21 protein-coding genes and 1 tRNA gene are annotated in these 23,511 nt (G+C 70.7%); 18 read left to right on the plus strand and 4 right to left on the minus strand.

Translation table 11 applies throughout. The annotated features are described in order from the left end of the window. Positions 1-3 precede the first annotated feature (3 nt). The 3 genes from napA to K4L06_RS15025 are packed head-to-tail and all read left to right on the plus strand — an operon-like array spanning position 4 to position 3,667. Positions 4-2,499, plus strand: a complete 2,496-nt coding sequence (gene napA, locus K4L06_RS15015; protein WP_221672160.1) for a periplasmic nitrate reductase subunit alpha — start codon at positions 4-6, stop codon at positions 2,497-2,499. Positions 2,500-2,509: 10 nt separating this feature from the next. Then, positions 2,510-3,064, plus strand: coding sequence for a nitrate reductase cytochrome c-type subunit (locus tag K4L06_RS15020; RefSeq protein WP_221672161.1), 555 nt, complete (start codon positions 2,510-2,512; stop codon positions 3,062-3,064). Positions 3,065-3,067: 3 nt separating this feature from the next. After that, positions 3,068-3,667: a cytochrome c3 family protein gene (locus K4L06_RS15025; protein ID WP_221672162.1), complete on the plus strand. Its 600-nt coding sequence runs from the start codon at positions 3,068-3,070 to the stop codon at positions 3,665-3,667. A gap of 64 nt (positions 3,668-3,731) precedes the next feature. Here K4L06_RS15025 and K4L06_RS15030 read toward each other — a convergent pair whose 3' ends face one another. Beyond that, entirely contained in the window at positions 3,732-4,649 is a 918-nt protein-coding gene (locus K4L06_RS15030; RefSeq protein ID WP_221672163.1) for a DUF4333 domain-containing protein, read from the minus strand. A gap of 105 nt (positions 4,650-4,754) precedes the next feature. On the opposite strand from K4L06_RS15030, the gene K4L06_RS15035 reads away from it, so the two are divergent. The 4 genes from K4L06_RS15035 to K4L06_RS15050 all read left to right on the plus strand — a co-directional run bounded on the left by K4L06_RS15035 (position 4,755) and on the right by K4L06_RS15050 (position 8,755). After that, a complete protein-coding gene (locus tag K4L06_RS15035) occupies positions 4,755-5,450 on the plus strand; it encodes a response regulator transcription factor (RefSeq protein ID WP_221672164.1) in 696 nt (231 codons plus the stop codon). Next, positions 5,431-6,672 (plus strand): HAMP domain-containing sensor histidine kinase, encoded by a 1,242-nt coding sequence (locus K4L06_RS15040; RefSeq protein ID WP_221672165.1) that lies wholly within the window; start codon positions 5,431-5,433, stop codon positions 6,670-6,672. The genes K4L06_RS15035 and K4L06_RS15040 overlap by 20 nt, the downstream gene beginning before the upstream one ends. A gap of 149 nt (positions 6,673-6,821) precedes the next feature. After that, positions 6,822-7,958, plus strand: a complete 1,137-nt coding sequence (locus K4L06_RS15045; protein ID WP_221672166.1) for an agmatine deiminase family protein — start codon at positions 6,822-6,824, stop codon at positions 7,956-7,958. A 221-nt stretch (positions 7,959-8,179) separates the two neighbouring features. Beyond that, the gene (locus tag K4L06_RS15050) at positions 8,180-8,755 is read left to right on the plus strand and encodes a DUF4189 domain-containing protein (RefSeq protein WP_255595656.1); all 576 of its coding nucleotides are present in this window, start codon (positions 8,180-8,182) and stop codon (positions 8,753-8,755) included. 51 nt (positions 8,756-8,806) lie between these two features. Here K4L06_RS15050 and K4L06_RS15055 read toward each other — a convergent pair whose 3' ends face one another. Further along, complete coding sequence (locus K4L06_RS15055) at positions 8,807-9,217, minus strand: hypothetical protein (protein ID WP_221672168.1); 411 nt, start codon at positions 9,215-9,217, stop codon at positions 8,807-8,809. Between the two features lie 188 nt (positions 9,218-9,405). On the opposite strand from K4L06_RS15055, the gene K4L06_RS15060 reads away from it, so the two are divergent. Then, positions 9,406-10,569, plus strand: coding sequence for a hypothetical protein (locus tag K4L06_RS15060; protein ID WP_221672169.1), 1,164 nt, complete (start codon positions 9,406-9,408; stop codon positions 10,567-10,569). A gap of 272 nt (positions 10,570-10,841) precedes the next feature. Next, positions 10,842-11,138 carry a hypothetical protein gene (locus K4L06_RS15065; RefSeq protein ID WP_221672170.1) on the plus strand — a complete coding sequence of 99 codons (297 nt, stop codon included), beginning with the start codon at positions 10,842-10,844 and terminating at the stop codon, positions 11,136-11,138. Positions 11,139-11,273: 135 nt separating this feature from the next. Here K4L06_RS15065 and K4L06_RS15070 read toward each other — a convergent pair. Next, a tRNA-Pro gene (locus tag K4L06_RS15070) sits at positions 11,274-11,350 on the minus strand. A gap of 275 nt (positions 11,351-11,625) precedes the next feature. Here K4L06_RS15070 and hisS point away from each other — a divergent pair. From hisS to K4L06_RS15085, 3 genes are all read left to right on the plus strand, one after another. Next, positions 11,626-13,011, plus strand: a complete 1,386-nt coding sequence (gene hisS / locus K4L06_RS15075) for a histidine--tRNA ligase (protein WP_221672171.1) — start codon at positions 11,626-11,628, stop codon at positions 13,009-13,011. 259 nt (positions 13,012-13,270) lie between these two features. Further along, the gene (locus tag K4L06_RS15080) at positions 13,271-15,169 is read left to right on the plus strand and encodes an aromatic amino acid lyase (protein ID WP_221672172.1); all 1,899 of its coding nucleotides are present in this window, start codon (positions 13,271-13,273) and stop codon (positions 15,167-15,169) included. Between the two features lie 141 nt (positions 15,170-15,310). Continuing rightward, entirely contained in the window at positions 15,311-15,859 is a 549-nt protein-coding gene (locus tag K4L06_RS15085; RefSeq protein WP_221672173.1) for a 2OG-Fe(II) oxygenase, read from the plus strand. Between the two features lie 12 nt (positions 15,860-15,871). Here K4L06_RS15085 and K4L06_RS15090 read toward each other — a convergent pair whose 3' ends face one another. Beyond that, on the minus strand, positions 15,872-17,746 hold the full coding sequence (locus tag K4L06_RS15090) for a diguanylate cyclase (RefSeq protein ID WP_221672174.1): 1,875 nt from the start codon (positions 17,744-17,746) through the stop codon (positions 15,872-15,874). Between the two features lie 232 nt (positions 17,747-17,978). Here K4L06_RS15090 and K4L06_RS15095 point away from each other — a divergent pair, with 232 nt between their 5' ends. From K4L06_RS15095 to hisH, 6 genes are all read left to right on the plus strand, one after another. Further along, on the plus strand, positions 17,979-18,290 hold the full coding sequence (locus K4L06_RS15095) for a YerC/YecD family TrpR-related protein (protein WP_221672175.1): 312 nt from the start codon (positions 17,979-17,981) through the stop codon (positions 18,288-18,290). Between the two features lie 85 nt (positions 18,291-18,375). Beyond that, on the plus strand, positions 18,376-19,290 hold the full coding sequence (gene hisG / locus K4L06_RS15100; RefSeq protein WP_221672176.1) for an ATP phosphoribosyltransferase: 915 nt from the start codon (positions 18,376-18,378) through the stop codon (positions 19,288-19,290). A gap of 8 nt (positions 19,291-19,298) precedes the next feature. Continuing rightward, a complete protein-coding gene (gene hisD, locus K4L06_RS15105; protein WP_221673649.1) occupies positions 19,299-20,600 on the plus strand; it encodes a histidinol dehydrogenase in 1,302 nt (433 codons plus the stop codon). A 43-nt stretch (positions 20,601-20,643) separates the two neighbouring features. Continuing rightward, positions 20,644-21,741 (plus strand): histidinol-phosphate transaminase, encoded by a 1,098-nt coding sequence (hisC, locus tag K4L06_RS15110; RefSeq protein WP_221672177.1) that lies wholly within the window; start codon positions 20,644-20,646, stop codon positions 21,739-21,741. Continuing rightward, on the plus strand, positions 21,738-22,898 hold the full coding sequence (gene hisB / locus K4L06_RS15115) for a bifunctional histidinol-phosphatase/imidazoleglycerol-phosphate dehydratase HisB (RefSeq protein WP_221672178.1): 1,161 nt from the start codon (positions 21,738-21,740) through the stop codon (positions 22,896-22,898). The genes hisC and hisB overlap by 4 nt, the downstream gene beginning before the upstream one ends. Then, on the plus strand, positions 22,898-23,509 hold the full coding sequence (hisH, locus tag K4L06_RS15120) for an imidazole glycerol phosphate synthase subunit HisH (protein WP_221672179.1): 612 nt from the start codon (positions 22,898-22,900) through the stop codon (positions 23,507-23,509). The genes hisB and hisH overlap by 1 nt, the downstream gene beginning before the upstream one ends. Positions 23,510-23,511 lie beyond the last annotated feature (2 nt).

Consider the following 23,511-nt stretch of genomic DNA (forward strand, 5'->3'; position numbering starts at 1 on the left):
CCCATGCCCCTGACCCGACGCGATTTCATCCGCACCAGCGCGATCGCCACCGCGGCCGCCGCGGCCGGCATTCCATTGTCCGGCGGCGGCAGCAACCTGATCACCGAGGGCGAGCTGACCGGGCTGAAGTGGAGCAAGGCGCCGTGCCGGTTCTGCGGCACCGGCTGCGGGGTCAACGTGGCGGTGAAGTCGGGCCGGGTGGTGGCCACCCACGGCGACGTGCATGCCGAGGTCAACCGCGGCCTGAACTGCGTCAAGGGCTATTTCCTGTCCAAGGTGCTGTACGGCAGCGACCGCCTGACCCGGCCGCTGCTGCGCAAGAAGAACGGCGCCTACGCCAAGGACGGCGAGTTCGAACCGGTCGACTGGGACGAGGCCTTCGACGTGATGGCGGCGCAGTTCAAGCGCGTACTCAAGGAGAAAGGCCCGGGCGCGGTCGGCATGTTCGGCTCGGGACAGTGGACGATCTTCGAGGGCTACGCCGCCAACAAGCTGTGGAAGGCCGGCTTCCGCAGCAATCACCTTGACCCCAATGCGCGCCACTGCATGGCCTCTGCGGTGATGGGCTTCATGCGCACCTTCGGCATGGACGAGCCGATGGGCTGCTACGACGACATCGAAGCCGCCGACGCCTTCGTGCTGTGGGGCTCGAACATGGCCGAGATGCACCCGATCCTGTGGACCCGGGTCGCCGACCGGCGCCTGTCGCACCCGCAGGTCAAAGTCGCGGTGCTGTCGACCTTCGAGCACCGCAGCTTCGAGCTGGCCGACATCCCGATCGTGTTCAAGCCGCAGACCGATCTGGTGATCCTCAACTACATCGCCAACCACATCATCCGCAGCGGCCGGGTCGACCGCGTCTTCGTCGACAAGCACACCCGCTTCCGCCGCGGCAACGACGACATCGGCTACGGCCTGCGCCCCGAGCACCCGCTGGAGCGCCGGGCCAAGCATGCCGGCGACCCCAACGGCGGCCAGGACATCGACTTCGCCGCGTTCGCCGCCTTCGTCGCGCCGTACACGCTGGAAAAGACGGTAGAGATGACCGGGGTGGAGCGCGGCTGGCTGGAGCAACTGGCCGAGCTCTACGCCGACCCCAAGCGCAAGGTGACCTCGTTCTGGACCATGGGCTTCAACCAGCACACCCGCGGGGTGTGGGCCAACAACATGGTCTACAACCTGCACCTGCTGACCGGCAAGATCGCCACCCCGGGCAACAGCCCGTTCTCGCTGACCGGCCAGCCCTCGGCCTGCGGCACCGCGCGCGAGGTCGGCACCTTCAGCCACCGCCTGCCGGCGGACATGGTGGTGACCAACCCCGAGCACCGGCGCCATGCCGAGGAGATCTGGAACATCCCCCACGGGATCATCCACGACAAACCCGGCTACCACGCGGTCGAGCAGAACCGCGCGCTGCGCGACGGCAAGCTCAACGCCTACTGGGTGATGGTCAACAACAACATGCAGGCGGCCGCGAACCTGATGCAGGAGACCCTGCCGGGCTATCGCAACCCGGCCAACTTCATCGTCGTCTCCGACGCTTATCCCACCGTGACCGCGCAGGCCGCCGACCTGATCCTGCCAGCGGCGATGTGGGTGGAGAAGGAGGGCGCCTACGGCAATGCCGAGCGCCGCACCCAGTTCTGGCATCAACTGGTCAAGGCGCCGGGGCAGGCCAGATCCGACCTGTGGCAGTTGATGGAGTTCTCCAAGCGCTTCACCACCGAGGAATGCTGGCCGGCCGAACTGCTGGCGGCCAACCCGCAGTTCAAGGGCAAGACTCTGTACGAGGTACTGTTCCGCAACGGCAACGTAGACCGCTATCCGCTGTCCGACATCGAGGCCGGCTACGACAACGACGAGTCGGCCGCGTTCGGCTACTACGTGCACAAGGGCCTGTTCGAGGAATACGCCGCCTTCGGCCGCGGCCACGGCCACGACCTGGCGCCGTTCGACGACTACCACCGCGCGCGCGGCCTGCGCTGGCCGGTGGTCGCCGGCAAGGAAACGCGCTGGCGCTATCGCGAGGGCGCCGACCCCTACGTCAAGCCCGGCCGCGGCTTCGAGTTCTACGGCAACCCCGACGGCCGCGCGGTGATCTGGGCCTTGCCCTACGAACCGCCGGCCGAGTCGCCGGACCAGGAGTTCGACCTGTGGCTGGTCACCGGCCGGGTGCTGGAGCATTGGCATTCGGGCTCGATGACCATGCGCGTGCCCGAGCTGTACCGTAGCTTCCCGGCCGCGGTGGTGTTCATGAACCCCGACGACGCCAAGGCGCGCGGGCTCAAGCGCGGCGACCCGGTGCGGGTGGCCTCGCGGCGCGGCGAGATGTTGTCGCGGCTGGAGACGCGCGGGCGCAACCGGATGCCGCGCGGTGTGATCTTCGTGCCCTGGTTCGACGCCGGCCAGTTGATCAACAAGGTCACCCTGGACGCGACCGATCCGATCTCCAAGCAGACCGACTACAAGAAGTGCGCGGTCAAGGTCCAGGCGGCGTAGGGAGGCGGCGATGCGCAACAAGACCCTGTTGATCGCGACGGCGATGGCGCTGGCCCTGGCGGCGATGGCGTTCTCCGCTGGCTGGTTGTTCGGATCGGGCGAGAAGCCGCGCCCCTCGGCGCCTCCGCCGGCCTTGCCGGTGGCCGCGGCGGCCGACGATCTCGGCCCGGCCGGCATGCAGCTCGATGCGATCCGGCGCGGCGTGCCGATCGGCCGCGAGGCCGTGCCGCCGCCGCTGGCCCGGGTCGAGAACGCCGACCTCAAGCGGGTGCGCGCCTATCCGATGCAGCCGCCGACCATCCCGCACACCATCGACGGCTACCAGGTCGACAAGAACAGCAACCGCTGCATGCTCTGCCATGCGCGAGTCAACGCCGCCACCTTCCAGGCGCCGCCGGTCAGCGTCACCCACTACATGGACCGCGACGATCAGTTCCTGGCGGCGGTGTCGCCGCGGCGCTATTTCTGCAATCAGTGCCACGTGGTCCAGACCGACGCCAAGCCGCTGGTGGGCAACGCGTTCGAGGACGTCGACAGCCTGCTGCATCCGCCGGCGAAGGACTAGACCATGTGGATCCGAGGCAAGGCGATCCTGTTGTCCCTGTGGCGCACGCTGCGTGCGCCGAGCGTGCACTACAGCCTGGGCTTTCTGACTGTGGCCGGCTTCCTCGCCGGCATCGTGTTCTGGGGCGGCTTCAACACCGCGCTGGAAGCGACCAATACCGAACAGTTCTGCACCGGTTGCCACGAGATGCGCGACAACGTGTTCGAGGAGCTCAAGGGCACGATCCACTACAGCAACCGCTCCGGCGTGCGCGCCACTTGTCCGGACTGCCACGTGCCGCACGACTGGACCGACAAGATCGCGCGCAAGATGCAGGCCTCCAAGGAGGTCTGGGGCAAGCTGTTCGGCAGCATCGACACCCGCGAGAAGTTCCTCGACCACCGCCTGCAACTGGCGATGCACGAGTGGACCCGGCTCAAGGCCAACGACTCGCTGGAATGCCGCAACTGCCACGACTACGACTCGATGGACCTGACCCGGCAGGGCTCGCGCGCGGCGCAGATCCACAAGCGCTGGCTGGGCACGCGCGAGAAGACCTGCATCGATTGCCACAAGGGCATCGCCCATCGCCTGCCGGACATGACCGGGGTGCCGCAGGGCTAGGGCGGGGCGGCCGGCGCCGGCCGGGCGCGGCCGCGCGAGCCGGATCCCGGCGTGATCCGGCCGATCATTTCCGGGCGCGTTCCGGGTCGATCGATTCGTATTCCATCATGATCTGTTGGGTCTTCGCGTCGATGCCGCGGTAGCGCACCGCGATTTCGGTCGGGAGCAGGCGCGGGCCGCTCAAGGTGCAACGCGCGCTGGCGCCGGCCATGGCTTGCAGCGCGCCGGAGCAGTCGACCCGGGCGCCTTTCAGCTGCGACGGCGGCAGCTCCCGGTTGGCCCGCAACAGTCCGTCGAGGCTGGCGGCGAGCCGCTCCGGCGACACGTCCTGGGCGATGGTGTATTTGGTGAACAAGGCGGTGACGAAGCCGCCGGACACGCCCTCCAGGGTGGCGGTGAAATCGTTGCGCCGGCCGTCGGGCAAGACCGCTCGGCACCGCAGGGATTGGCCGGGGAGGCCGGACAGATCGGCCGGGCACTGCGCGGAGCGGATCGGCTGAGCGTTCGGGTGGCGGGCCAATAGCTCGACCGCGCGCGCCTCCACGCTGGCCCGCGCGACCGTCAAGCGCGCCGGCCGGACCTGCAGCGTCGGGCCGGCGGCGCCGATCGATCGCACCTGCACGTCGTAAAGGCGGGCGTGGTCGCCGGGCAGCCCGGTCGCGCACTGGGTCGCGGCGCCGATCCGCGACGGCAGCGGCTGGATGCAGGCGACGGCGCCGTCGACCGCGATACCGTCGGCCGCAAGCGCACGGCGTACGCGCTCGCTCAATTCGATCGCGGCCTGGTGCCTGTCCCGGCCGATATCGCGGCAACCCGCCGCGCCTAGGGCGACGGCCGCCAGCAACAACGCTGGCAGCGCCTTGCCCGGAGTCCAGGCCAGGCCGGCATGCGGCAGTGCCGACGGAGCGGGCCAAGCGAGGTGAGCGGTGCGACGGGCGAATCGGTCCATGGTTCGCGGGGCGGTGGCGAAAGCGGCCATCATGCCTGACCCTGTTCCGGATCCGGCGCGAGCCCGGCCGCGCGCGCAGCGCGTCGACCGTGCCGCGATCCGTCTTCCGGCGCCGCGCCGATGCGGTAGCCTTCGCCCATGCGCATTCTCGTCGTCGAAGATCAGTCCGACCTGCGGCAGGCGGTGGCCAAGCGGATCCGCGCGCTCGGCCATGCCGCCGACGAGGCCGAGGACGGCGCCAGCGCCGAGTCCTTCGTCCGCAGTTATGTCTACGACGCGCTGATCCTGGACCGCCTGTTGCCCGACGGCGACGCCATCGTCCTGCTGCGGCGCTGGCGCGGCGAGGGTCTGGCCGCGCCGGCGCTGTTCCTGACCGCCTGCGATCAGGTCGACGACCGCATCGAAGGCCTGGCCAGCGGCGCCGACGACTATCTGGTCAAGCCGTTCTCGATGGACGAGCTGATGGCGCGGATCGCCGCGATCGCCCGCCGCGGCGGCTCGATCCGGCCCACCAGGCTGCGGGTCGGCGATCTGGAGATCGACCTGGGCCGGCGCGAAGTGCACCGGCGCGGGGTGCTGTTGCCGCTGCGGCCGAAGGAGTTCGCGGTGCTGCAGCTGCTGGCCGAACGCGCCGGCCGGGTGGTGTCGCGCAGCGAGCTGATCGCCGGCTGCTGGGGCGAGGACCACGAGCCGGCCTCGAACGCCGAAGAAGTGGTGGTGGCCGCGTTGCGGCGCAAGCTCGGCGATCCCTCGCCGCTGCGCACGGTGCGCGGCGCCGGCTATCTGCTCGAAGACGGCCTGCTCGAAGACGGCGATGGCCCCCAGGCCCCGTGATCGCCGGCTGCGCCGGCTGCATCTGCGCCTGACCCTGGGCTGGGCCGGCGCTTGGCTGCTGTGCGTGGCGGCGCTGTGCGCGCTGGCGATCGCCACCCATGCCCGGCTGAGCCGGCTGGATTTCGAATCGGCGATGCAATTGCGCGCCAGCGCGGTGTACGGCCTGACCTGGTTCGACGAACGCGGCGCGTTCCACGACGAGTTGCTGCGCCGCGAGCCGGGCGTGCTCGACGAGGCCGTCGACATCTGGGTGATCGCGCCCGGCACGCCGCCGCGGGTGCTGCTGGCGCCGCCGCGGCCGCGCTTCGACCTGCAGGCGCGCTTCGCCCGGGTCGATGCCTGGGTCGCGGGAGCGCAGGATTTCGCCGAAGAAGGCCGCGACGGCCGCGGCCGCGCCTACCGGTTGCAGGCCCGGGTCACCTACGACGACCAGGACCGGCCGCGCGCGCTGATCCTGGTGGTCGCCGACCCGGCCCTGCGCGACGCCGCGCAGGCGGCCTTCGTCCGCAACACCTTGCTGATCGTCGCCGCGCTGGCGGCGCTCGGCCTGCTGCTCGGCAACCTCTTGGCGCGGCGCGCGTTGCGCCCGGTGGTGCAGTCGTTCGAGATGCAGGAGCGCTTCATCGCCTCGGCCGCGCACGAGCTGCGCGCGCCGGTGGCCAATCTGCGCGCGCTGTGCGAATCCGCCGCGGCCGGCGACGACAGCCCGCAGCGCGCCCTCGATCGGGTCGGCGACATCGCCTTGCAGGCCTCCGGTCTGGTCGACAAACTGCTGTTGCTGGCGCGGCTGGATTCGGGCGGCGCGCCGCTGCAGAAGCAATCGCTGCGCCTGGACCTGCTGGCGGAAGCGGCGCTGCCGGACGACGGTTCGGTCGCGCTGGAGGCGCGCGAATCGGTGGTCCAGGCCGATCCGGTGCTGCTGCAGTCGGCGTTGCGCAACCTGGTCGAGAACGCGCTCGCCCACGGCCGCCGCGACGGAGCGCCCGCCGCGGTCAGGGTGACGGTGGGCGCGGGCTGGGTCACGGTCGAAGACGACGGCCCCGGGTTCCCCGAGAGCTTGCGCCAACGCCTGGCGCAACCCTTCGTCGCCAGCGCCGGCAGCCGCGGCGCCGGCCTGGGCCTGTCGATCGTGCGCCACATCGCGCAGCTGCACGGCGGCTCCCTGAGCCTGGAAAACCGCGAATCCGGCGGCGCCCGCGCAGTGCTGCGCCTGCCGGACTGAGCGTCTCAGCCAATTCTCAGGTTGGCCGCGTAGCTTGCCGCGTCGAAGGTTCCGCAGGGACCGGATCGAGCGGCGCCCGGCGCCCGCTCCGTCCTCCCGGCCTTCGCCGCCGCGCGGCGCCCCGCGCCATCGAACGAGAGTCCGATCCCATGCAGACCGCTACCTCCCCCCGCGCAGGCCGCCTGCGCACCGCGCTGGCCGGCGCCTTGCTGTCGGCGCTGGCCCTGACCGGCAGCGCCGCCGCGGCCCAGGCCGGCTCGGGCTACCTGCCCGACGAAACCGCCCGCCACGACGCCACCTGGCTGCAATGGCCGCACCGCTACACCTACGGCAGCGCTTACCGCGACCGCCTGGAGCCGACCTGGATCGCGATGACCCGCGCCCTGGTGCAGAGCGAGAAGGTGCGCATCGTGGTCTACGACGCCGCGGAACAGGCGCGGGTGCGCGGCAAGCTGAGCGCGGCCGGCGTGTCGCTGGCCCGGGTCGAGTTCCTGATCTGGCCGACCGACGACGTGTGGGCGCGCGACAACGGCCCGATCTTCGTCTACGGCGCCAACGACGAGCTCAAGATCGCCGACTGGGGCTTCAACGGCTGGGGCGAGGACGCGCCGTACCGCAAGGACGCCGCCTTGCGCGGCGCGGTGGCGGCCGAACTCGGCATCGAGCGGGTCGACCTGAGCGATTACATCGTCGAAGGCGGCGCGGTCGAAGTCGACGGCCGCGGCGTGCTGATGGCCACGCGCAGCTCGATCCTGGAACCGATGCGCAACCCCGGCGTGAGCCAGAGCGAACTGGAGACCGCGCTCGCCGCCCAGCTCGGCGTGGCCAAGTTCATCTGGCTGGACGGCGGCCCCGGCGGCAAGGACGACATCACCGACATGCACATCGACGGCTTCGCCCGATTCGGCACGCCCGACACCATCGTCACCATGAGCCGCGCCGACCTGCGCTATTGGGGCCTGTCCTCGACCGACATCGAGCGCCTGCGCGCGGCGCGCGACCTGGACGAGCAGCCGTACCGCTTCGTCGAGCTGCCGCTGACCGCGCGCGACGTGGTCACCGACTACGGCTACAACATCCGCTTCAAGGGTTCCTACGTGAATTACTACGTCGCCAACACCGTGGTGCTGGTGCCGGAATACAAGGATCCCAACGACGCCGCGGCCAAGGCGATCCTGCAGCGCCTGTACCCGGACCGCAAGGTGATCGGCATCGACGTGCGCAACCTGTACCGCAACGGCGGCATGGTGCATTGCGTGACCCAGCAGCAGCCGGCGGCGCTGTAAATCCGGTCTTGCGCCCGCGATGCCCCGGACTCGGGTTCGGGGCATCGCGCATTCGCGACACCGGGGCAGGGCACAGCACGGAGCGGGCGGCGGCCGCAGACGATGAACGCCGCCGCGCGTCCGCCCGATCGCCAGCGGCATTCGTCCCGCGCTGCTTGACGCTGCGCGCGGGCGCTCCGACCCTGTCCGCAGATCATGCGGTGGAGCGAGCCTTGAACATCATGCGTTGTCTGCTGGCGGCGCTGCTGCTCCCCGACGCGGCATCCGCGCAACAGGTCGTCGGCGATTACGTCTATACCTGCCCGACCGGGCTGCAGTGGAACGACCCGCGCTGCCTGCGCGAGCCGGTCCAGGGCGATCGGGGCGATGCAGTACGACCACCCGCACACGCCCCCGGCGCCTCGTTCGGTCCCGTCGCCGCGAACACGGCGTACTGGGCGTTGGCGATGGGGATCGGCTCGGACGGGCGCTCCGGCTACGCCCTCGGCGCCGATCCCGTTTCTGCGCAGGCCGCCGACAGGATCGTCCTGCGCCGCTGCCGATCCGCCGGCATCGGCGAATGCCGCATCGTTCATCGCTACGCCACGGGTGTATTCGCGATCGCCCAGGCCGCGGACGGCGGTTTCGTCCATGGTGTTTATCCTTACCCGTCGCTGACTTCGCAGTTCAAGCAGCGCAAGCCGGCGGAAAAAGCGGCCGGCGCCGCCGTGGTCGAGGCCTGCTCGGAGCAGACCGGAACGCGTTGCAGGCTGTTGCAAATCGTGCCGAGCAACGACTGGGTCGGCTACGACGAATGAACCCGCCGCCCGGGCCCGCTTCGCGGTCGCAAGCCGAAGGCCCGGTGCGCGTCAACGACGGTTGTCGGAATCCGCATGGGGGCCATCCGGCGCCGCGGAGATGTCCAGGACATAGGCGACGCTGCCGGCGCGCCCGGAGGTCATGGTGCCGAACTCCGTCGCGGACACGGCGAAGCGGTAGCGTCCCGGCCGCACCGGCTCGCCTTCGATCCGGGCGCAGTCCTCGCCGCGGGCGTGCTCCAGCCGCAGCCCGTCGGGCAACTCGCCCGAGTCGATCTCGAACGCGGCGATCGGATTGCCGGGGTTGGAAACGCAGAGGGATTGGGCGTAGGGCGTCCGCACCGAGCCGGAGGGTAGGGCGTCGGGTTGCAGGCGCAACTCGCGGCTGCAGCCGGACGCGCCGGCCATCGCCGCGCACGTCGCGAGCGCAAGCCAGAGCGCATCGGTCTTGACCTTGAGCATGGGGCCTTTGCATGATCGATCGCATTCGATCTTAGCCCCTACTCGGTTCCGATAGCGGCGGACGGACGCGCCGCTCGAAGGCGGCGCGGTTGGCCTATCGCAGGGAGGGGAAGGCTTTGAAACAGGTTTGGTCGGCCGGTTTGGCCTTGCTGGGCGTTTTGTCCGGCGCCGACGCAACGGCGCGCTGCATGGACGTGGAAGGCCGGGTGGCCGCCTGCCGGATCGCCGGGCAGGAGAAAAGCCTGGCGATCTGCCTGGCCGGCGACGAGGCGGTGTACCGCTACGGCCCGAGCCAGGGACCGGACGAACTGGTGTTGCGCGCGCCGCTGACCCAGCTCGGCTACTTCCGTGCGGACGGCGCCCAGGACACGATCGACGAGACCGTCGTCTTCGGCAGCGGCGATCATTCCTATCGGGCCCGCTTCGGCTTTCGCGACGGCCAGGCACCGGATACGACCGAGCTGCGCAAGTTCGGCGAGCTCGAGGTCCGGCGCAAGGACAGGACGATCGCCGCGTTGACCTGTGCGCAGGACACCGTCGAACGGGTGCCCGATCTGCTGCTCGACCGGATGCGCAAGCTCGGGCGCACCCACGCCAGCGACGCGGTCGAGTTTCCCAACTACGACATCCAGTATCCCGGCCCGGTCGCGCAGTCGCCGGCCTGCGAACGCGACTCGAACGTGGACAGCTGCTGGAGCCAGGGCGTCTCCGCCGCGCGCGGCGGCGATCCGGCGCTGGCGCTGGGCTACTTCGACAAATCCTGCGATGCCGATCTCGGGCCGCAGGGCTGCTACGAAGCCGGCAAGCTGTATTTGCACAACCGCAAGCTGCGCGACTACGCCCGCGCTTACGATCGCCTCGGCCGCGTCTGCGACAGCGACGATATCGGCCAGGGGCCCTACGCCTGCAAGTACCTGGGCTGGATGCACCACACCGGGATCGGCGCGCCGCGCGATCCGGTCCAGGCCTGGACCTATCTGGCGAAGGCCTGCTTCCTGCACAACCAGGAACTGATCGTCGACGCCGAAGGCTGCCACTTTCTGGCCGAAGCGGCGCTGCGCGAGCGGCGCGAGTCCGGCGATCGCGGCTATCTGGCTTATCTTGCCCTGGCCATGGGCTGCGCCGACGGCGCCGAGGGCATCTGCACCCAGGCCGGGACAGCGCTGGCCGAGGCCCGGGCCGGGTCCGCGAGCTGGGTCGCCCGCTGCGACGAAGACGCAGGCGCAGCGTCGCCCGCGCGCGACTGCGCCGGGCTGATCGCAGCGCAGGCCGATTACGAGGCCAACCAGGCTTTGCGCAGGCAGATCTACTCGCTGTGGCGCGCCGAGTCGGACGCACCGGACGCCCGGTGATAGCGTTCGTCGCGGCTCCGCGGGCGGCCGCAGGCGATGTTGCGGAGCGGACACGGCCCGGCCATCGGAGCCCGCGGGACCGGAGCAGGGCCGCGCCGGGCTAAGAATTTTCCCCGTATCGCCGCCGCCGGCTTCGCTGCATCTTGAAGAAAACCCCTTTGTCCGGGGCGTGTCGGCTTTGCGCGAGTGGTTGCCGAGACGGTCGGCGGTGCCGATCCTCTCCCGGCCGGGCTCGGTTCGCATCGGCGGGGCGCCCCGTCCTGGAGCATCGTATGAGCCTTCTGGCCGATCTGCTGATCGGGATCTTCGATTTCGTCATCGATGTGCTGTTGTTCAGGCGCCTGCGGCGAGGCCACGGCAGCCGCGAACGCAGCGTCGCCGAGGACACGTTCGCGATCGCGCATTTCAACTTCGGCACGCTGCTGCTGATCGGCGTCGTCAGCGCCGGGCTGATGCTGCTGCTGGCGCTCGGCTTTGGGCTGTCGGCAGGCGTGAGCGTCGGCGTGGGTATCGCCGTCGGCGTCGTGTGGGGGCTGTGGCGTTACCTTCGCATGGTCCGCGAGGACTGAGCGCGCATCGCATGGCTCGGTCGGCGAACGACACCGGTCCGCCGACGAAAGCTGCGCCGACCAAAACCGCACATAGCAAAAAGGCCCCGAAGTCCCGCGTTGCGCGGCTTTCGGAGCCTTGTGCTGTTCAACATTTGGTCGGGGAGACAGGATTTGAACCTGCGACTTCTACGTCCCGAACGTAGCGCTCTACCAGGCTGAGCTACACCCCGACTGCTGAGCCGCAAATTCTAGCGACGTCCCCCCGGGTGATGCAAGAGGGGCGATGCAAAAAAATTCATCGCGACGGTTCCGGCCCCGATCAAAGCCCGCCCTGGGGCGGTTCCGGCGCTTTTACGCCGGATCGGTCGTCGTGCCCCGGCGCGGCAAGCCAGGAGCGGGGCGGGACGTTAAACTGTTTGCGTCGGTTACGCCAGCCGTTCGTCCTTCCGCGGACGGGCCCGGGCGCCGCCGCCGGCCCGTCCGCCCGACCCCATTGGAGTACCGCTTGATCAAGCCCCGCACCCCGCCCGGGGTCATGGAGCTCTTGCCCCGTGACCAGATCGCCTTCCAGCGCATGCTGGACACGATCCGCCGCAACTTCGAGCGTTTCGGCTTCCTGCCGATCGAAACGCCGGTCATGGAGCTGTCGGAGGTGCTGCTGACCAAATCCGGCGGCGAGACCGAGCGCCAGGTCTATTTCGTCCAGTCCACCGGCGCGCTGGAGAAGAGCGCGCAGTCGGGCGAGCGCGGCGTGCCGGAAATGGCCCTGCGCTTCGACCTGACCGTGCCGCTGGCGCGTTACGTGGCCGAGCACGAGCACGAGCTGGCGTTCCCGTTCCGCCGTTACCAGATGCAGCGCGTGTACCGCGGCGAGCGCCAGCAGCGCGGCCGCTTCCGCGAGTTCTATCAGTGCGACATCGACGTGATCGGCAAGGACGCGCTCAGCGTGCGCTACGACGCCGAGCTGCCGGCGGCGATCTACGCGGTGTTCTCCGAACTCAACATCGGCGCCTTCACCATCCAGCTGAACAACCGCAAGCTGCTGCGCGGCTTCTTCGAGGCCCAGGGCGTGGCCGATGCGCAGCAGCAGGCGCTGGTGCTGCGCGAGGTCGACAAGCTGGACAAGCGCGGCGCCGATTACGTGCGCGAGACCCTGACCGGGCCGGAGTTCGGCCTGGCCGCGGACGCGGTCGCCACCATCCTCGACTTCGTCGCGATCCGCTCGACCTCGCACGAGGACGCGTTGGCGCGCCTGGCCGCGCTGGGCGAGGGCAACGAATCGCTGCGCCAGGGCGTGGCCGAGCTGCGCGAGGTGCTGGAGCTGGTGCGCGCGCTGGGCGTGCCGGAAAAGAACTACGCGCTGAACTTCTCGATCGCGCGCGGCCTGGACTACTACACCGGCACGGTCTACGAGACCACCCTCGACGATTACCCGCAGGTCGGTTCGATCTGCTCGGGCGGCCGCTACGAGGACCTGGCCAGCCACTACAGCAAGTCCAAGCTGCCCGGCGTCGGCATCTCGATCGGCCTGACCCGGCTGTTCTGGCAGCTGCAGGAAGCCGGCCTGGTCAGCACCGCCGACAGCAGCGTGCAGGTGCTGGTCACCCAGATGGACGAGGCCCACCTGCCGCACTGCCTGGCGATCGCCAACGAACTGCGCCACGGCGGCCTCAACACCGAAGCGGTGATGGAAGCGTCCAAGCTCGCCAAGCAGTTCAAGTACGCCGACCGCGCCGGCATCCGCTTCGTGGTCGTGCTCGGCGAGGACGAACTGGCCAAGGGCACGGTGACGGTCAAGGACCTGCGCCGCGAAGACCAGTTCGAGGTCGCGCGCAGCGAACTCGCGCGCACCCTGCGGGTCGAACTCGAACAGTCGCGGGCCATGCAGTGACCCTCTCGCGCGCCGGTCGCGTCGGCAACGCCGGCCGTCCGGACGCGCCGACGCGCGCTCGCCGCGCGTGCTCCTCCCATCCCGCGCGGCGCTCCACGCCGATGCGGGATCGGGCGCCGGCTGCGGCCGGCTTCCACCCCGCGACCGGCAGCCGCCGGCGCGGTTCCCATCGTTCCATTGACGCACCGACTCCCGAGTATGCGCGGCCGGTTCCGGCCGTCGCAGATGATCGCCAGGGTGCGATGCGGAGAACCCACGCTTGAACAAGATCCAACTCGATGGCCGCTCGCTGACGCGGTCGCAGCTCGTCGCCGTGGCCTACGGCGCCCAGGTCGAACTGTCCGCGGCGCAACTGCCGGCGGTGGCGCGCGCGGCCGACTTCCTGGCCGAACAGGTGCGTCGCGAAGAGCCCATCTACGGCGTTTCGACCGGCTTCGGCAGCAACGCCGACCGCCTGCTCGGCGCGCACCATCTGCGCGATCAGCTGCCGGGCGCCAAGCGCAACCAGGAGACCCTGCACGAGGAGCTGCAGCGCAACCTGATCGTGACCCACGCGGTCTGCGTCGGCGAGCCGTTCGCGCCGGAAATCGTCCGCGCGATGCTGTGCATCCGCGTCAACACCCTGATGCGCGGCCACTCCGGCATCCGCGTGCAGACCCTGCAGGCGCTGACCGACCTGCTCAACGCCGGCATCGTGCCGGTGGTGCCGCAGCTGGGTTCGGTCGGCGCCAGCGGCGACCTGGCGCCGCTGTCGCACCTGGCCATCGTCCTGCTCGGCGGCGGCGAAGCCTTCTATCAGGGCCAGCGCCTGCCCGGCGCCGAAGCGCTGGCGCGCGCCGGCCTGGCCCCGGTCAAGCTGTCGTACAAGGAAGGCCTGGCGCTGAACAACGGCACCGCGCAGATGCTGGCCTGCGGCGTGCTGGCCCTGGCCAAGCTCGAAGACCTGCTCGACACCGCCGACCTCGCCGCGGCGATGACCATCGACGCCTTCGCCGGCCGCCTGGGCGCGTTCGCCGAGGAAGTGCACGCGCTGCGTCCGCACCCGGGCCAGGTCGAGGTCGCCGCCAACCTGCGCAAGCTGCTGGCCGGCTCGACCCTGTCCGACATTCCCTACCACCTGGTGCCGCGTTTCCGCGCCTGGCAGCCGCAGAGCTGGGATACTCCGGCCGCGCAGCAGCTCAGCTTCGACATCGGCTGGGACTGGGTGCCGTTCGGCCAGCGCCACGGCCGCGAAAAGTTCTACAACCGCTTCCGCCCGTTCCGCGGCGGCAAGAAGCATCAGCCGCAGGACAGCTATTCGCTGCGTTGCATTCCGCAGGTGCACGGCGCGGTGCGCGACGCCATCGCCCAGGCCGCGCGGGTGCTCGAGGTCGAACTCAACTCGCTGACCGACAACCCGATCGTGTTCCCGGACGCGCAGGCCGAGCACGTCGAACAGCAGGTGATTTCGGCCGGCCATTTCCACGGCATGCCGCTGGCGCTGGCGATGAGCTACGTCAAGGCGGCGATCCCGGTGCTGGCGAGCATTTCCGAGCGCCGCCTCAACAAGCTGGTCGACCCGGCCACCAACGACGGCCTGCCGGGCTTCTTGATCGGCAACGAGGATTCGACCGAGTCCGGCCACATGATCGTGCAGTACACCGCCGCGGCGATCGTCAACGACCTGGCCAGCCGCGCCCATCCGGCTTCGGTGTACTCGATCCCGACCAGCGCCAACGCCGAGGACCACGTCTCGATGGGCGCCAACGAGGCGCGCCATGTGCTGGCGATGGCCGACGACCTGGGCAAGGTGCTGGCGCTGGAGCTGTACACCGCCGCCCAGGCGCTGGACCTGCGCCGCGATATGATCAACGCCGCGCGCGATCTGGCCGACCGCGCCGATGCCGCGACTCTCGCCGCCAAGGTCGCCGGCGGCCCGCTGGCCGGCGGCGAGGATCACGCCGGCTTCCTGGCCGAAGTCGAGGGCCTGCGCGCCGAACTGGCCGCGGCCGACGAGTTCCGTCCGGGCCGCGCGGTCGCCGCCGCGCACGCGGCGCTGCGCGAAGCCATCCCGTTCCTCGATCACGACCACGCCCTCGACGGCGAAGTCGCGACCGCGGTGCGGCTGGTGCGCGACGGCACCGTGCTCGACGCGGCCCGCGCCGGGCTGCAGGACTGACGTCTCGCAGGCCTCAGTGACCCCTCTCCCGCTTGCGGGGTGAGGGGTTGCGTTTGCGGGCCATTGGCCCGCGCAGCCCCGAACGCCCGAACGCATCGCGTTCGGGCCGGGTGGGGCAGGGATGAAGGCAAGGAGCCCGCCATGCAGATCGTCCGCCACAACGACCGCGTCTTCACCCTGGCGCCGCTGCTGGCGCCGGACGAATGCGCCGAACTGATCGCGTTGGCCGAAGCGCACGGCTTCGAGCCCGCCGGCGTGCGCACCGCCGCCGGCGGCCAGAAGCCGATGGCGCATGTGCGCAACAACGAGCGCGCGGTATTCGAATCGCCGCATTGGATCGACACCCTGTGGCGGCGCCTGCGCGAGGCCGGCCTGCCGACGCTGGACGGCGAGATCGCGGTCGGCCTGCCGCGCGCGTTGCGCTTCTACAAGTACGGCCCCGGCCAGCGCTTCCGCATGCACAAGGACGGGCCCTGGAGCGAGGACGGCCGGCTCAGCAGGCTGACCCTGCTGGTCTATCTCAACGACGGCTTCGCCGGCGGCGACACCGACTTCCGCCAGTTCCGGGTCGTGCCGCGCACCGGCGAGGGCCTGCTGTTCGTCCACGACACCTGGCACGAGGGCGCGGCGGTCGAGCGCGGCACCAAGTACGCGCTGCGTTCGGACGTGATGTACGCCGCGCCGCGCTGAGCGCCGCGCGCTTCACGACGCCAGCCGCTCCTCGCCCCACACCCGCACGCAATCGCGGCCCTCGGCCTTGGCCAGGTACAGCGCCTGGTCGGCGAACTGCAAGGCCGCTTCCACGCCCAGGTCCGCCTCCGGCGCGATCTCGTGCACGCCGATGCTGGCGGTGACCGGGATGTCGCGGCTGCGGCTGGGGCAGGGCTGGGCGGTCAGGCGCTGGCGCAGTTCCTCGGCGACCCGGGCGCCGGCGTCGAGGTCGTGGTCGGGCAGCACGGCGACGAATTCCTCGCCGCCGAAGCGGGCCAGCAGGGCGTGGTGCGGGATCAGCACCTGGGCGATCAGGCCGGCGGCCCAGCGCAGGCATTCGTCGCCGATCAGGTGGCCGTAGCGGTCGTTGATCTGCTTGAAGTGGTCCAGGTCGATCATCATCAGCACCAGCGGCCGGCGCTGGCGGCGCGAGCGGTGCAGCAGCGATTCGAAGGCCTCGCGGAAATGGCTGCGGTTGTGCAGGCCGGTCAGGGCATCGCGCTGGCTGGTTTCGCGCAGCCGCTCGTGCGCGTCCTCGAGCTGGACCAGGGCCTGGCGCAGCTCCAGGGTGCGCAGTTCGACCTTGTGCTCGAGCTGGTCGCGCGCCTCGCGCACGATCCGCTCGTTCTCGCTGCGCAGCGACGAGTAGCGATAGCCCAGGGCGACCGAGAGCAGCAGCATTTCCAGGGCCGAGCCGATCTGCACCCCGTACTCGGTGATGAACATCTTCGGCAGCAGGTCGAAGGCGATCGCGGCGAACATGCCGGTGCCGAGCAGGAACGCCGACCAGGCCAGCAGGAACAGCCGCGCCGGCTTGTAGCCGCGGCGCATCGCCACCAGGCTTTCGACCGCGATCCAGGCGATGCTGACGAACACCGCCGCCGAGGCGATCGGCGTGGCGATGCGGTAGGGCAGGCGGGTCGCGGCCAGGCCGAGCACGACGAAGAACGCGATCATCGCCAGGCCGACGTAATCGCCGCCGCGCCAGCGCTGACGCAGGCCTAGGAATTCGCGCGCGAACTGCTGCATGCCGATCTGGGCCAGGCAGATCGACAAGGGCACCGAGTGGTCGGCCAGCCACGGCGAATGCGGCCACAGGTATTCGAAGCCCAGGCCGTTGAGGGTCAGCAGCACCAGGCCGAAGGCGCAGATGTGGAACAGGTACCAGAAGTAGCTGGAGTCGCGCAGGCTCAGCCACAGCACCAGGTTGTAGAAGAACAGCGCGGCGAGGATGCCGTAGTACAGGCCGATGCCGAGCTGGGCGTCGCGCGCCAGTTCGGTGAAGGCGCTGGGCGTGTACAGGGTCAGCGGCACCTGCATCGAGCTTTGGCTGCGCACGCGCACGAACACGTCGACGGTTTCGCCGGGCGGCAGGTCGATCCAGAAATTCGGGTGGCGGTAGCGGATCGCGCGCGCCGCGAACGGCAGGCTGTCGCCGCCGGCCTGGTAGGTGGCGACGCCGTCGGCGCGCACGGTGTAGACGTCGAGCCGGTCGCTGAGCGCGAACTCCTGCACCAGCAGCCAGCGCGGCACTTCGGCGTTGCGGTTGCGCATCGCGATATGGAACCAGAACGCGCCGGGCTGGAAGCCGAACGAGTTGCGCCCGCCGGGCAGCGGCTGGAAGCGGCCGTCGAGCATCGAGCGGCGCGCGCCGTCGAGTTCGAGCCGGCCGCCGGGGTCGTGGTAGTAGGCGGTGTACGGCGCCAGCTCGACCGCGCGGCGGCTGCGGTCGAGGTCGAGCACGCTATGCGCGCGGGCCGGCGCGATCGCGGCGAACAGGGCGCAGAGCAGGGCCAGGCAGAGCAGGCGGAACGCCGCGGCGGAGCGGCGCGAGCGGACGGGCACGGCGGACTGGGTCGTGTTCATCTTCCATGGCGATGACGGACGCAGGCCGTTGCGTCGCGCGGGCGGGAGGCTCCCGCGGAGGAGCGCGGGCAGGGGCGTGTCCTGAGTCTTAACGCGATTCGTTGTCGGTTCAGGCCGGCGCCGGGCCGGGCTTGACGCAACCCGCCGCGATCGATAATGTATTAACGCGTTAGTACATTAATGCGTTCATGGTCCGGCCTATGGCAACTGTGACGCCCGACCGGAATCGTCCATGAAGCGCCGCAGCACCGACCTCGACCCCAGCCAGGACGCGCTCGCCGACCTCGCCGACGCGTTCGCCGGCCTGCGCAGCGCCGAGCAGGTGCGGGCCTTCCTCGAGGACCTGTGCACCCCGGCCGAGCTGGAAGCGATGAGCGACCGCTGGCGGGTCGTGCCCCTGCTCGAACAGGGCGTGCCCTACCGCGAGATCCACGACCGCACCCAGGTCAGCGTGACCACCATCGGCCGCGTCGCGCGCGTGCTCGAACGCGGCGCCGGCGGCTATGCCGCGGCTCTGCACCGTCGCCCCGGCCGACATCGTTGATCGCCGCCGCGCGCGCGTCGCGCCCCCGGTCCGCCCCCGTCCCTGTCTTCTCGCCTAGCCCCCGCACCCCATCGAGACCCCGTCCATGAGCCCTCCTGCCAGCGCCGTCGCGCGCGACCGCCTGCGCATCGCGATCCAGAAGTCCGGCCGCCTCGCCGATCCGGCGCGCGCCCTGCTGGCCGCCTGCGGCCTGAGCTGGCGCGAGAGCCGCGATCGCTTGTTCTGCTACGGCGAGACCCTGCCGGTCGATCTGCTGCTGGTGCGCGACGACGACATCCCCGGGCTGATCGCCGACGGCGTCTGCGACCTCGGCGTGGTCGGCCGCAACGTATTGTTGGAGCAGGACGGCGACCGCCGCGGCCAGGGCCGCGCGGCGGCGTTCCGCGAGTGGCGCCCGCTCGGTTTCGGCGGCTGCCGGCTGGCGATCGCGGTGCCCGACGCCTGGCATTGGGAAGGGCCGCAGCAGCTGAGCGGCAAGCGCATCGCCACCAGCTACCCGGCGCTGCTGAGCCAGTGGCTGGCCGAACAGCGCGTCGACGCGCAGGTGGTGCTGCTGTCGGGCTCGGTCGAAATCGCCCCGCGCCTGGGCCAGGCCGAGGCGATCTGCGACCTGGTCTCCAGCGGCGCCACCCTGGGCGCGAACCAGCTCAAGGCGGTGCAGACCCTGGTCGAGAGCGAGGCGGTGCTGGCCGGCCCGGTCGAGCGCTTCGACGACGTGCGCGGCGAACTGGCCGACCTGCTGCTGCGCCGGCTCGACGGCGCGATGCGGGTTCGCAACAGCAAGCTGCTGATGTTCCAGGCCCCGCGCGACCTGCTCGGCGAACTGCTGCCGTTGCTGCCCGACGCCGAGGCGCCGACGGTGATGCGCCTGGACAACGGCGACGACGTGGCCTTGCAGGCGCTGTGCCACGGCGCGGTGACCTGGCAACGGCTGGAAGAGCTCAAGCGCGCCGGCGCGCGCGGCCTGATGGTGCTGCCGGTGGAGGGCATGCTGGCATGAGCGCGCGCATGCAACGCCTGCAATGGGATGCGCTGGACGAAGCCGCGCGCGAGCAGGCCCTGCGCCGTCCGGCGCAACAGACCCGCGCCGATACCGCCGCGGCCGTGGCGGAGATTCTCGCCGCGGTGCGCCGCGACGGCGACGCCGCGCTGCGTCTTTACGCCGAGCGCTTCGACGGCCGCGCGCCGCAGCGTTTCGCGGTCTCGACCGAGGAATTCGAGCAGGCCGAGCGCGCGTTGAGCCCGGCGTTGCGCGCGGCGATCGACGAGGCCGGCGAACGCATCGCCCGCTTCCACGAAGCCGGCATGACCCGTCCCTATGCCCTGGACACCGCCGACGGCGTGCGCTGCGAGCGGGTGCTGCGGCCGATCCGCCGGGTCGGCCTGTACGTGCCGGCCGGTTCGGCGCCGCTGCCTTCGACCGCGCTGATGCTGGGCGTGCCGGCGCAGTTGGCCGGCTGCCGCGAGGTCGCCCTGTGCACGCCGCCGCGCGCCGACGGCAGCGCCGACCCGGCGGTGCTGTACGCCGCGCGCCGCTGCGGCATCGAACGCGTGTACAAGCTCGGCGGCGCCCAGGCCATCGCCGCGATGGCCTTCGGCACCGACAGCGTCGGCAAGTGCGACAAGCTGTTCGGGCCCGGCAACGCCTACGTCACCGAGGCCAAGCGCCAGGTCGCCTTGCTCGAGGGCGGGGCGGCGATCGACCTACCGGCCGGGCCGTCCGAGGTGCTGGTGATCGCCGACGCCGGCGCGCGCGCCGACTTCGTCGCCGCCGACCTGCTGTCGCAGGCCGAGCACGGCCCGGATTCGCAGGTGATCCTGCTCAGCGACGATGCGGCCCTGCTCGACGCGGTCGACGCCGAACTCGAACGCCAGTTGGCCGCGCTGTCGCGCGCCGACACCGCGCGCGCCGCGCTGGGCGCTTCGCGTTCGATCCGGGTCGATTCGATCGGCGCCGCGCTCGCGGTCAGCAACCGCTACGCGCCGGAACACCTGATCCTGGCCCTGCGCGACGCGCGCGCCTGGCTGGGCGAGGTCGAGGCCGCCGGTTCGGTGTTCCTCGGCGACTGGGCGCCGGAGGCGCTGGGCGACTACTGCAGCGGCACCAACCACGTGCTGCCGACCAGCGGCGCGGCGCGCTACGCCGGCGGGGTCAATGTGGCCAGCTTCCAGGTCGCGATCACGGTACAGGAAGTGCAGCCGCAGGGCCTGCGCGCGATCGGCCCCTGTGCGGTCGAACTGGCCACGGCCGAAGGCCTGGACGCGCACCGCGAGGCGGTGGCGCTGCGCTTGCGCGCGGTGGCGGCATGAGCGGACGACTTTTTGTGGGCGACTTTCGGTGAGCGACGAGGCGATGAACGACGATCCCGTAATGCTGTTGCGCGAGGACCTGCGCGATTTCGCCGGCTACAGCTCGGCGCGTAGCGAGAAGCGCAGCGGCCGGGTCTGGCTGAACGCCAACGAGGCGGCTTGGCCGAGCGTGGCCGACGGCGAGGGCGCGGTGCGCCGTTACCCGGACCCGCAGCCGGCGGCGTTGCGCGAGCGCCTGGCCCAGTTGTACGGCTGCGAACCGCAGCAACTGCTGGCCGGGCGCGGCAGCGACGAGGCCATCGACCTGCTGGTGCGGGCGCTGTGCCGGCCCGGCGGCGACGCGATCGTGATCACCCCGCCGACCTTCGGCATGTACGCGGTCTGCGCGCGCCTGCACGGCGTGCGCACCGTCGAAGCGCCGTTGCGCGATACGCCCGAAGGCTTCGCCTGCGATTTCGCCGCGCTGGCCGATACGGTCGAAGCGCAGGCGGCCAAGCTGGTGTTCCTGTGCTCGCCCGGCAATCCCTCCGGCACCCTGCTGCCGCTGGACCAGATCGCCGCCTTGGCGCGGCGCCTGCGCGGCCGCGCCCTAGTGGTGGTCGACGAGGCCTATATCGAATTCGCCGACGCCGCCTCGGCGGTGAGCCTGCTCGGCCGCGAGCGCAACATCGCCGTGCTGCGCACCCTGTCCAAGGCGCATGCGCTGGCCGCGGCGCGGATCGGCGCGGTGACCGCCGATGCCGGCCTGATCGCCGCCTTGCAGCGCTGCCAGGCGCCGTACCCGCTGCCCACGCCCTGCGTCGGCCTGGCCCTGCGCGCCCTGGCCGAGGTGCCGCTGAACACCACCAAGGCGCGCACGACCACCGCGATCGGCGAGCGCGAACGCCTGGCCGAGGCCTTGCGCGGCCTGCCCGGCGTGCGCCGGGTCTACCCGTCGCAGGCCAACTTCCTGCTGGTCCGCTTCGACGACGCCCAGGCCGCGTTCGACGGCCTGCTCGACACCGGCGTGGTGGTGCGCGACGTGCGCGCCGCGGCGCGGCTGGACGACGCGCTGCGGATCAGCCTGGGCACGCCGGAGCAGAACGCGGCGGTGATCGAGGTGCTGGGCCGGATCGCGCGCCGCGCCGGAGTCGCGGCATGAGCGCCGGTACGCCGATCCTGTTCGTCGATCGCGACGGCACCCTGATCGAGGAGCCGGCCGATTTCCAGATCGACAGCTACGCCAAGCTGCGCTTCGTGCGCGGGGTGATCCCGGCGATGCTGAAGCTGCGCGACGCCGGCTACCAGTTCGTGATGGTCACCAACCAGGACGGCCTGGGCACCGAGTCCTATCCGCGCTGGAGCTTCGACGGCCCGCACGAGCTGATGATGCAGGTGTTCGACAGCCAGGGCATCGCGTTCCGCGAGGTTTTGATCGACACCAGCTTCCCGGCCGAGAACCGGCCCACCCGCAAGCCCGGCATCGGCCTGGCCCTGCACCTGCTGAAGGACCGCGGCATCGACTGGGCGCGTTCGGCGATGGTCGGCGACCGCGAGACCGACAACGGCTTCGCCGACAACCTGGGCATCCGCGCGTTCCAGCTGCGCACCGAGCAGTTCGGCGGCGAGTGGGACTGGGCCGGGATCGCGCATGCCCTGGCCGACCGCCCGCGCACCGCGCGGGTGCAGCGCAACACCCGCGAGACCCGGATCGAGGTCGCGCTGGACCTGGACCGCGCGGCCGAGCCGCGGGTCTCGACCGGGCTGGGCTTCTTCGACCACATGCTCGAGCAGATCGGCAAGCACGGCGGTTTCGCCCTGGAACTGCGCTGCGAGGGCGACCTGCACATCGACGAGCACCACACCATCGAGGACAGCGCCCTGGCCCTGGGCCAGGCCCTGCGCGAGGCGCTGGGCGACAAGCGCGGCATCGGCCGCTACGGCTTCGATGCGGCGGCGGGCGAGGGCGCAGGCGACGGCGACGGCGTTCAGGAAGAAAGCACATTAGCCCGGCCGGCCAGCTTCGTCCTGCCGATGGACGAGACCCTGGCGCGGGCGGCGCTGGATTTTTCCGGCCGGCCGTACTTCGTGTTCTCCGGCGCGTTCGCGCGCGAGCGGGTAGGGGATTTCCCCACCGAACTGGTGGCGCACTTCTTCCGTTCGCTGTGCGAAACCGCCGGCCTGAACCTCAATCTGAACGTGGAAGGTGATAACGATCACCACAAGATTGAGGCATGCTTCAAGTCGGTAGCGCGTGCGCTGCGTCAGGCGATCCGTCGCGAAGGTCGCGAGCTGCCGAGTACCAAAGGGGTTCTGTAATGACGTGGGTGGTAGTAGTGGATTCGGGGGGGGGGAACGTCGGCTCGGTGCGTTATGCATTGGAGCGGTTGGGCGCGCGTTCGATCCTGAGCGCGGACCCAGCGACGATCGCCTCGGCCGATCGCGTGATCCTGCCGGGCGTGGGCGCCGCCGCCCCCGCCATGGCGCGTCTGCGCGAGCGAGGCCTGATCGACCCGATCCGCCGCTTGCAACAGCCCTTGCTCGGGATCTGCCTGGGAATGCAGCTGTTGTACGAGTCCTCGGAGGAGGGCGAGGTGGAATGCCTCGGCCTGCTTCCGGGCCGTATCACCCGACTGCCATCAGGACCAGGAGTGCGTGTGCCACACATGGGCTGGAACCTCCTCCGCCAACGCGCGCCGCGAGACCGCGGCGACGCCCTGCTCGCCGGGCTCGGCGAGCGCGACCAGGCCTATTTCGTCCACAGCTACGCCGCACCGGTGACCCAGGACACCCTGGCCAGCGCCAGCTACGGCATCGACTTCACCGCCGTGGCCGGGCGCGGCAACTGCTACGGCGCCCAGTTCCACCCCGAACGCTCCGCCGCGGTCGGTTCGCGCCTGCTCGCGAACTTCCTGGCCCTGGAGGGGTGAAC

The sequence above is a fragment of the Lysobacter sp. BMK333-48F3 genome, from assembly GCF_019733395.1.
GTDB lineage: Bacteria > Pseudomonadota > Gammaproteobacteria > Xanthomonadales > Xanthomonadaceae > Lysobacter.

What these genes read in the sequence shown, in the direction of transcription:
- napA (WP_221672160.1), top strand. Translation starts at nt 4, where the DNA reads ATGCCCCTGACCCGACGCGATTTCATCCGCACCAGCGCGATCGCCACC.
- K4L06_RS15020 (WP_221672161.1), top strand. Translation starts at nt 2,510, where the DNA reads ATGCGCAACAAGACCCTGTTGATCGCGACGGCGATGGCGCTGGCCCTG.
- K4L06_RS15025 (WP_221672162.1), top strand. Translation starts at nt 3,068, where the DNA reads ATGTGGATCCGAGGCAAGGCGATCCTGTTGTCCCTGTGGCGCACGCTG.
- K4L06_RS15030 (WP_221672163.1), bottom strand. Translation starts at nt 4,649, where the DNA reads ATGATGGCCGCTTTCGCCACCGCCCCGCGAACCATGGACCGATTCGCC.
- K4L06_RS15035 (WP_221672164.1), top strand. Translation starts at nt 4,755, where the DNA reads ATGCGCATTCTCGTCGTCGAAGATCAGTCCGACCTGCGGCAGGCGGTG.
- K4L06_RS15040 (WP_221672165.1), top strand. Translation starts at nt 5,431, where the DNA reads ATGGCCCCCAGGCCCCGTGATCGCCGGCTGCGCCGGCTGCATCTGCGC.
- K4L06_RS15045 (WP_221672166.1), top strand. Translation starts at nt 6,822, where the DNA reads ATGCAGACCGCTACCTCCCCCCGCGCAGGCCGCCTGCGCACCGCGCTG.
- K4L06_RS15050 (WP_255595656.1), top strand. Translation starts at nt 8,180, where the DNA reads ATGCGTTGTCTGCTGGCGGCGCTGCTGCTCCCCGACGCGGCATCCGCG.
- K4L06_RS15055 (WP_221672168.1), bottom strand. Translation starts at nt 9,217, where the DNA reads ATGCTCAAGGTCAAGACCGATGCGCTCTGGCTTGCGCTCGCGACGTGC.
- K4L06_RS15060 (WP_221672169.1), top strand. Translation starts at nt 9,406, where the DNA reads ATGGACGTGGAAGGCCGGGTGGCCGCCTGCCGGATCGCCGGGCAGGAG.
- K4L06_RS15065 (WP_221672170.1), top strand. Translation starts at nt 10,842, where the DNA reads ATGAGCCTTCTGGCCGATCTGCTGATCGGGATCTTCGATTTCGTCATC.
- K4L06_RS15085 (WP_221672173.1), top strand. Translation starts at nt 15,311, where the DNA reads ATGCAGATCGTCCGCCACAACGACCGCGTCTTCACCCTGGCGCCGCTG.
- K4L06_RS15090 (WP_221672174.1), bottom strand. Translation starts at nt 17,746, where the DNA reads ATGAACACGACCCAGTCCGCCGTGCCCGTCCGCTCGCGCCGCTCCGCC.
- K4L06_RS15095 (WP_221672175.1), top strand. Translation starts at nt 17,979, where the DNA reads ATGAAGCGCCGCAGCACCGACCTCGACCCCAGCCAGGACGCGCTCGCC.
- hisG (WP_221672176.1), top strand. Translation starts at nt 18,376, where the DNA reads ATGAGCCCTCCTGCCAGCGCCGTCGCGCGCGACCGCCTGCGCATCGCG.
- hisD (WP_221673649.1), top strand. Translation starts at nt 19,299, where the DNA reads ATGCAACGCCTGCAATGGGATGCGCTGGACGAAGCCGCGCGCGAGCAG.
- hisC (WP_221672177.1), top strand. Translation starts at nt 20,644, where the DNA reads ATGAACGACGATCCCGTAATGCTGTTGCGCGAGGACCTGCGCGATTTC.
- hisB (WP_221672178.1), top strand. Translation starts at nt 21,738, where the DNA reads ATGAGCGCCGGTACGCCGATCCTGTTCGTCGATCGCGACGGCACCCTG.
- hisH (WP_221672179.1), top strand. Translation starts at nt 22,898, where the DNA reads ATGACGTGGGTGGTAGTAGTGGATTCGGGGGGGGGGAACGTCGGCTCG.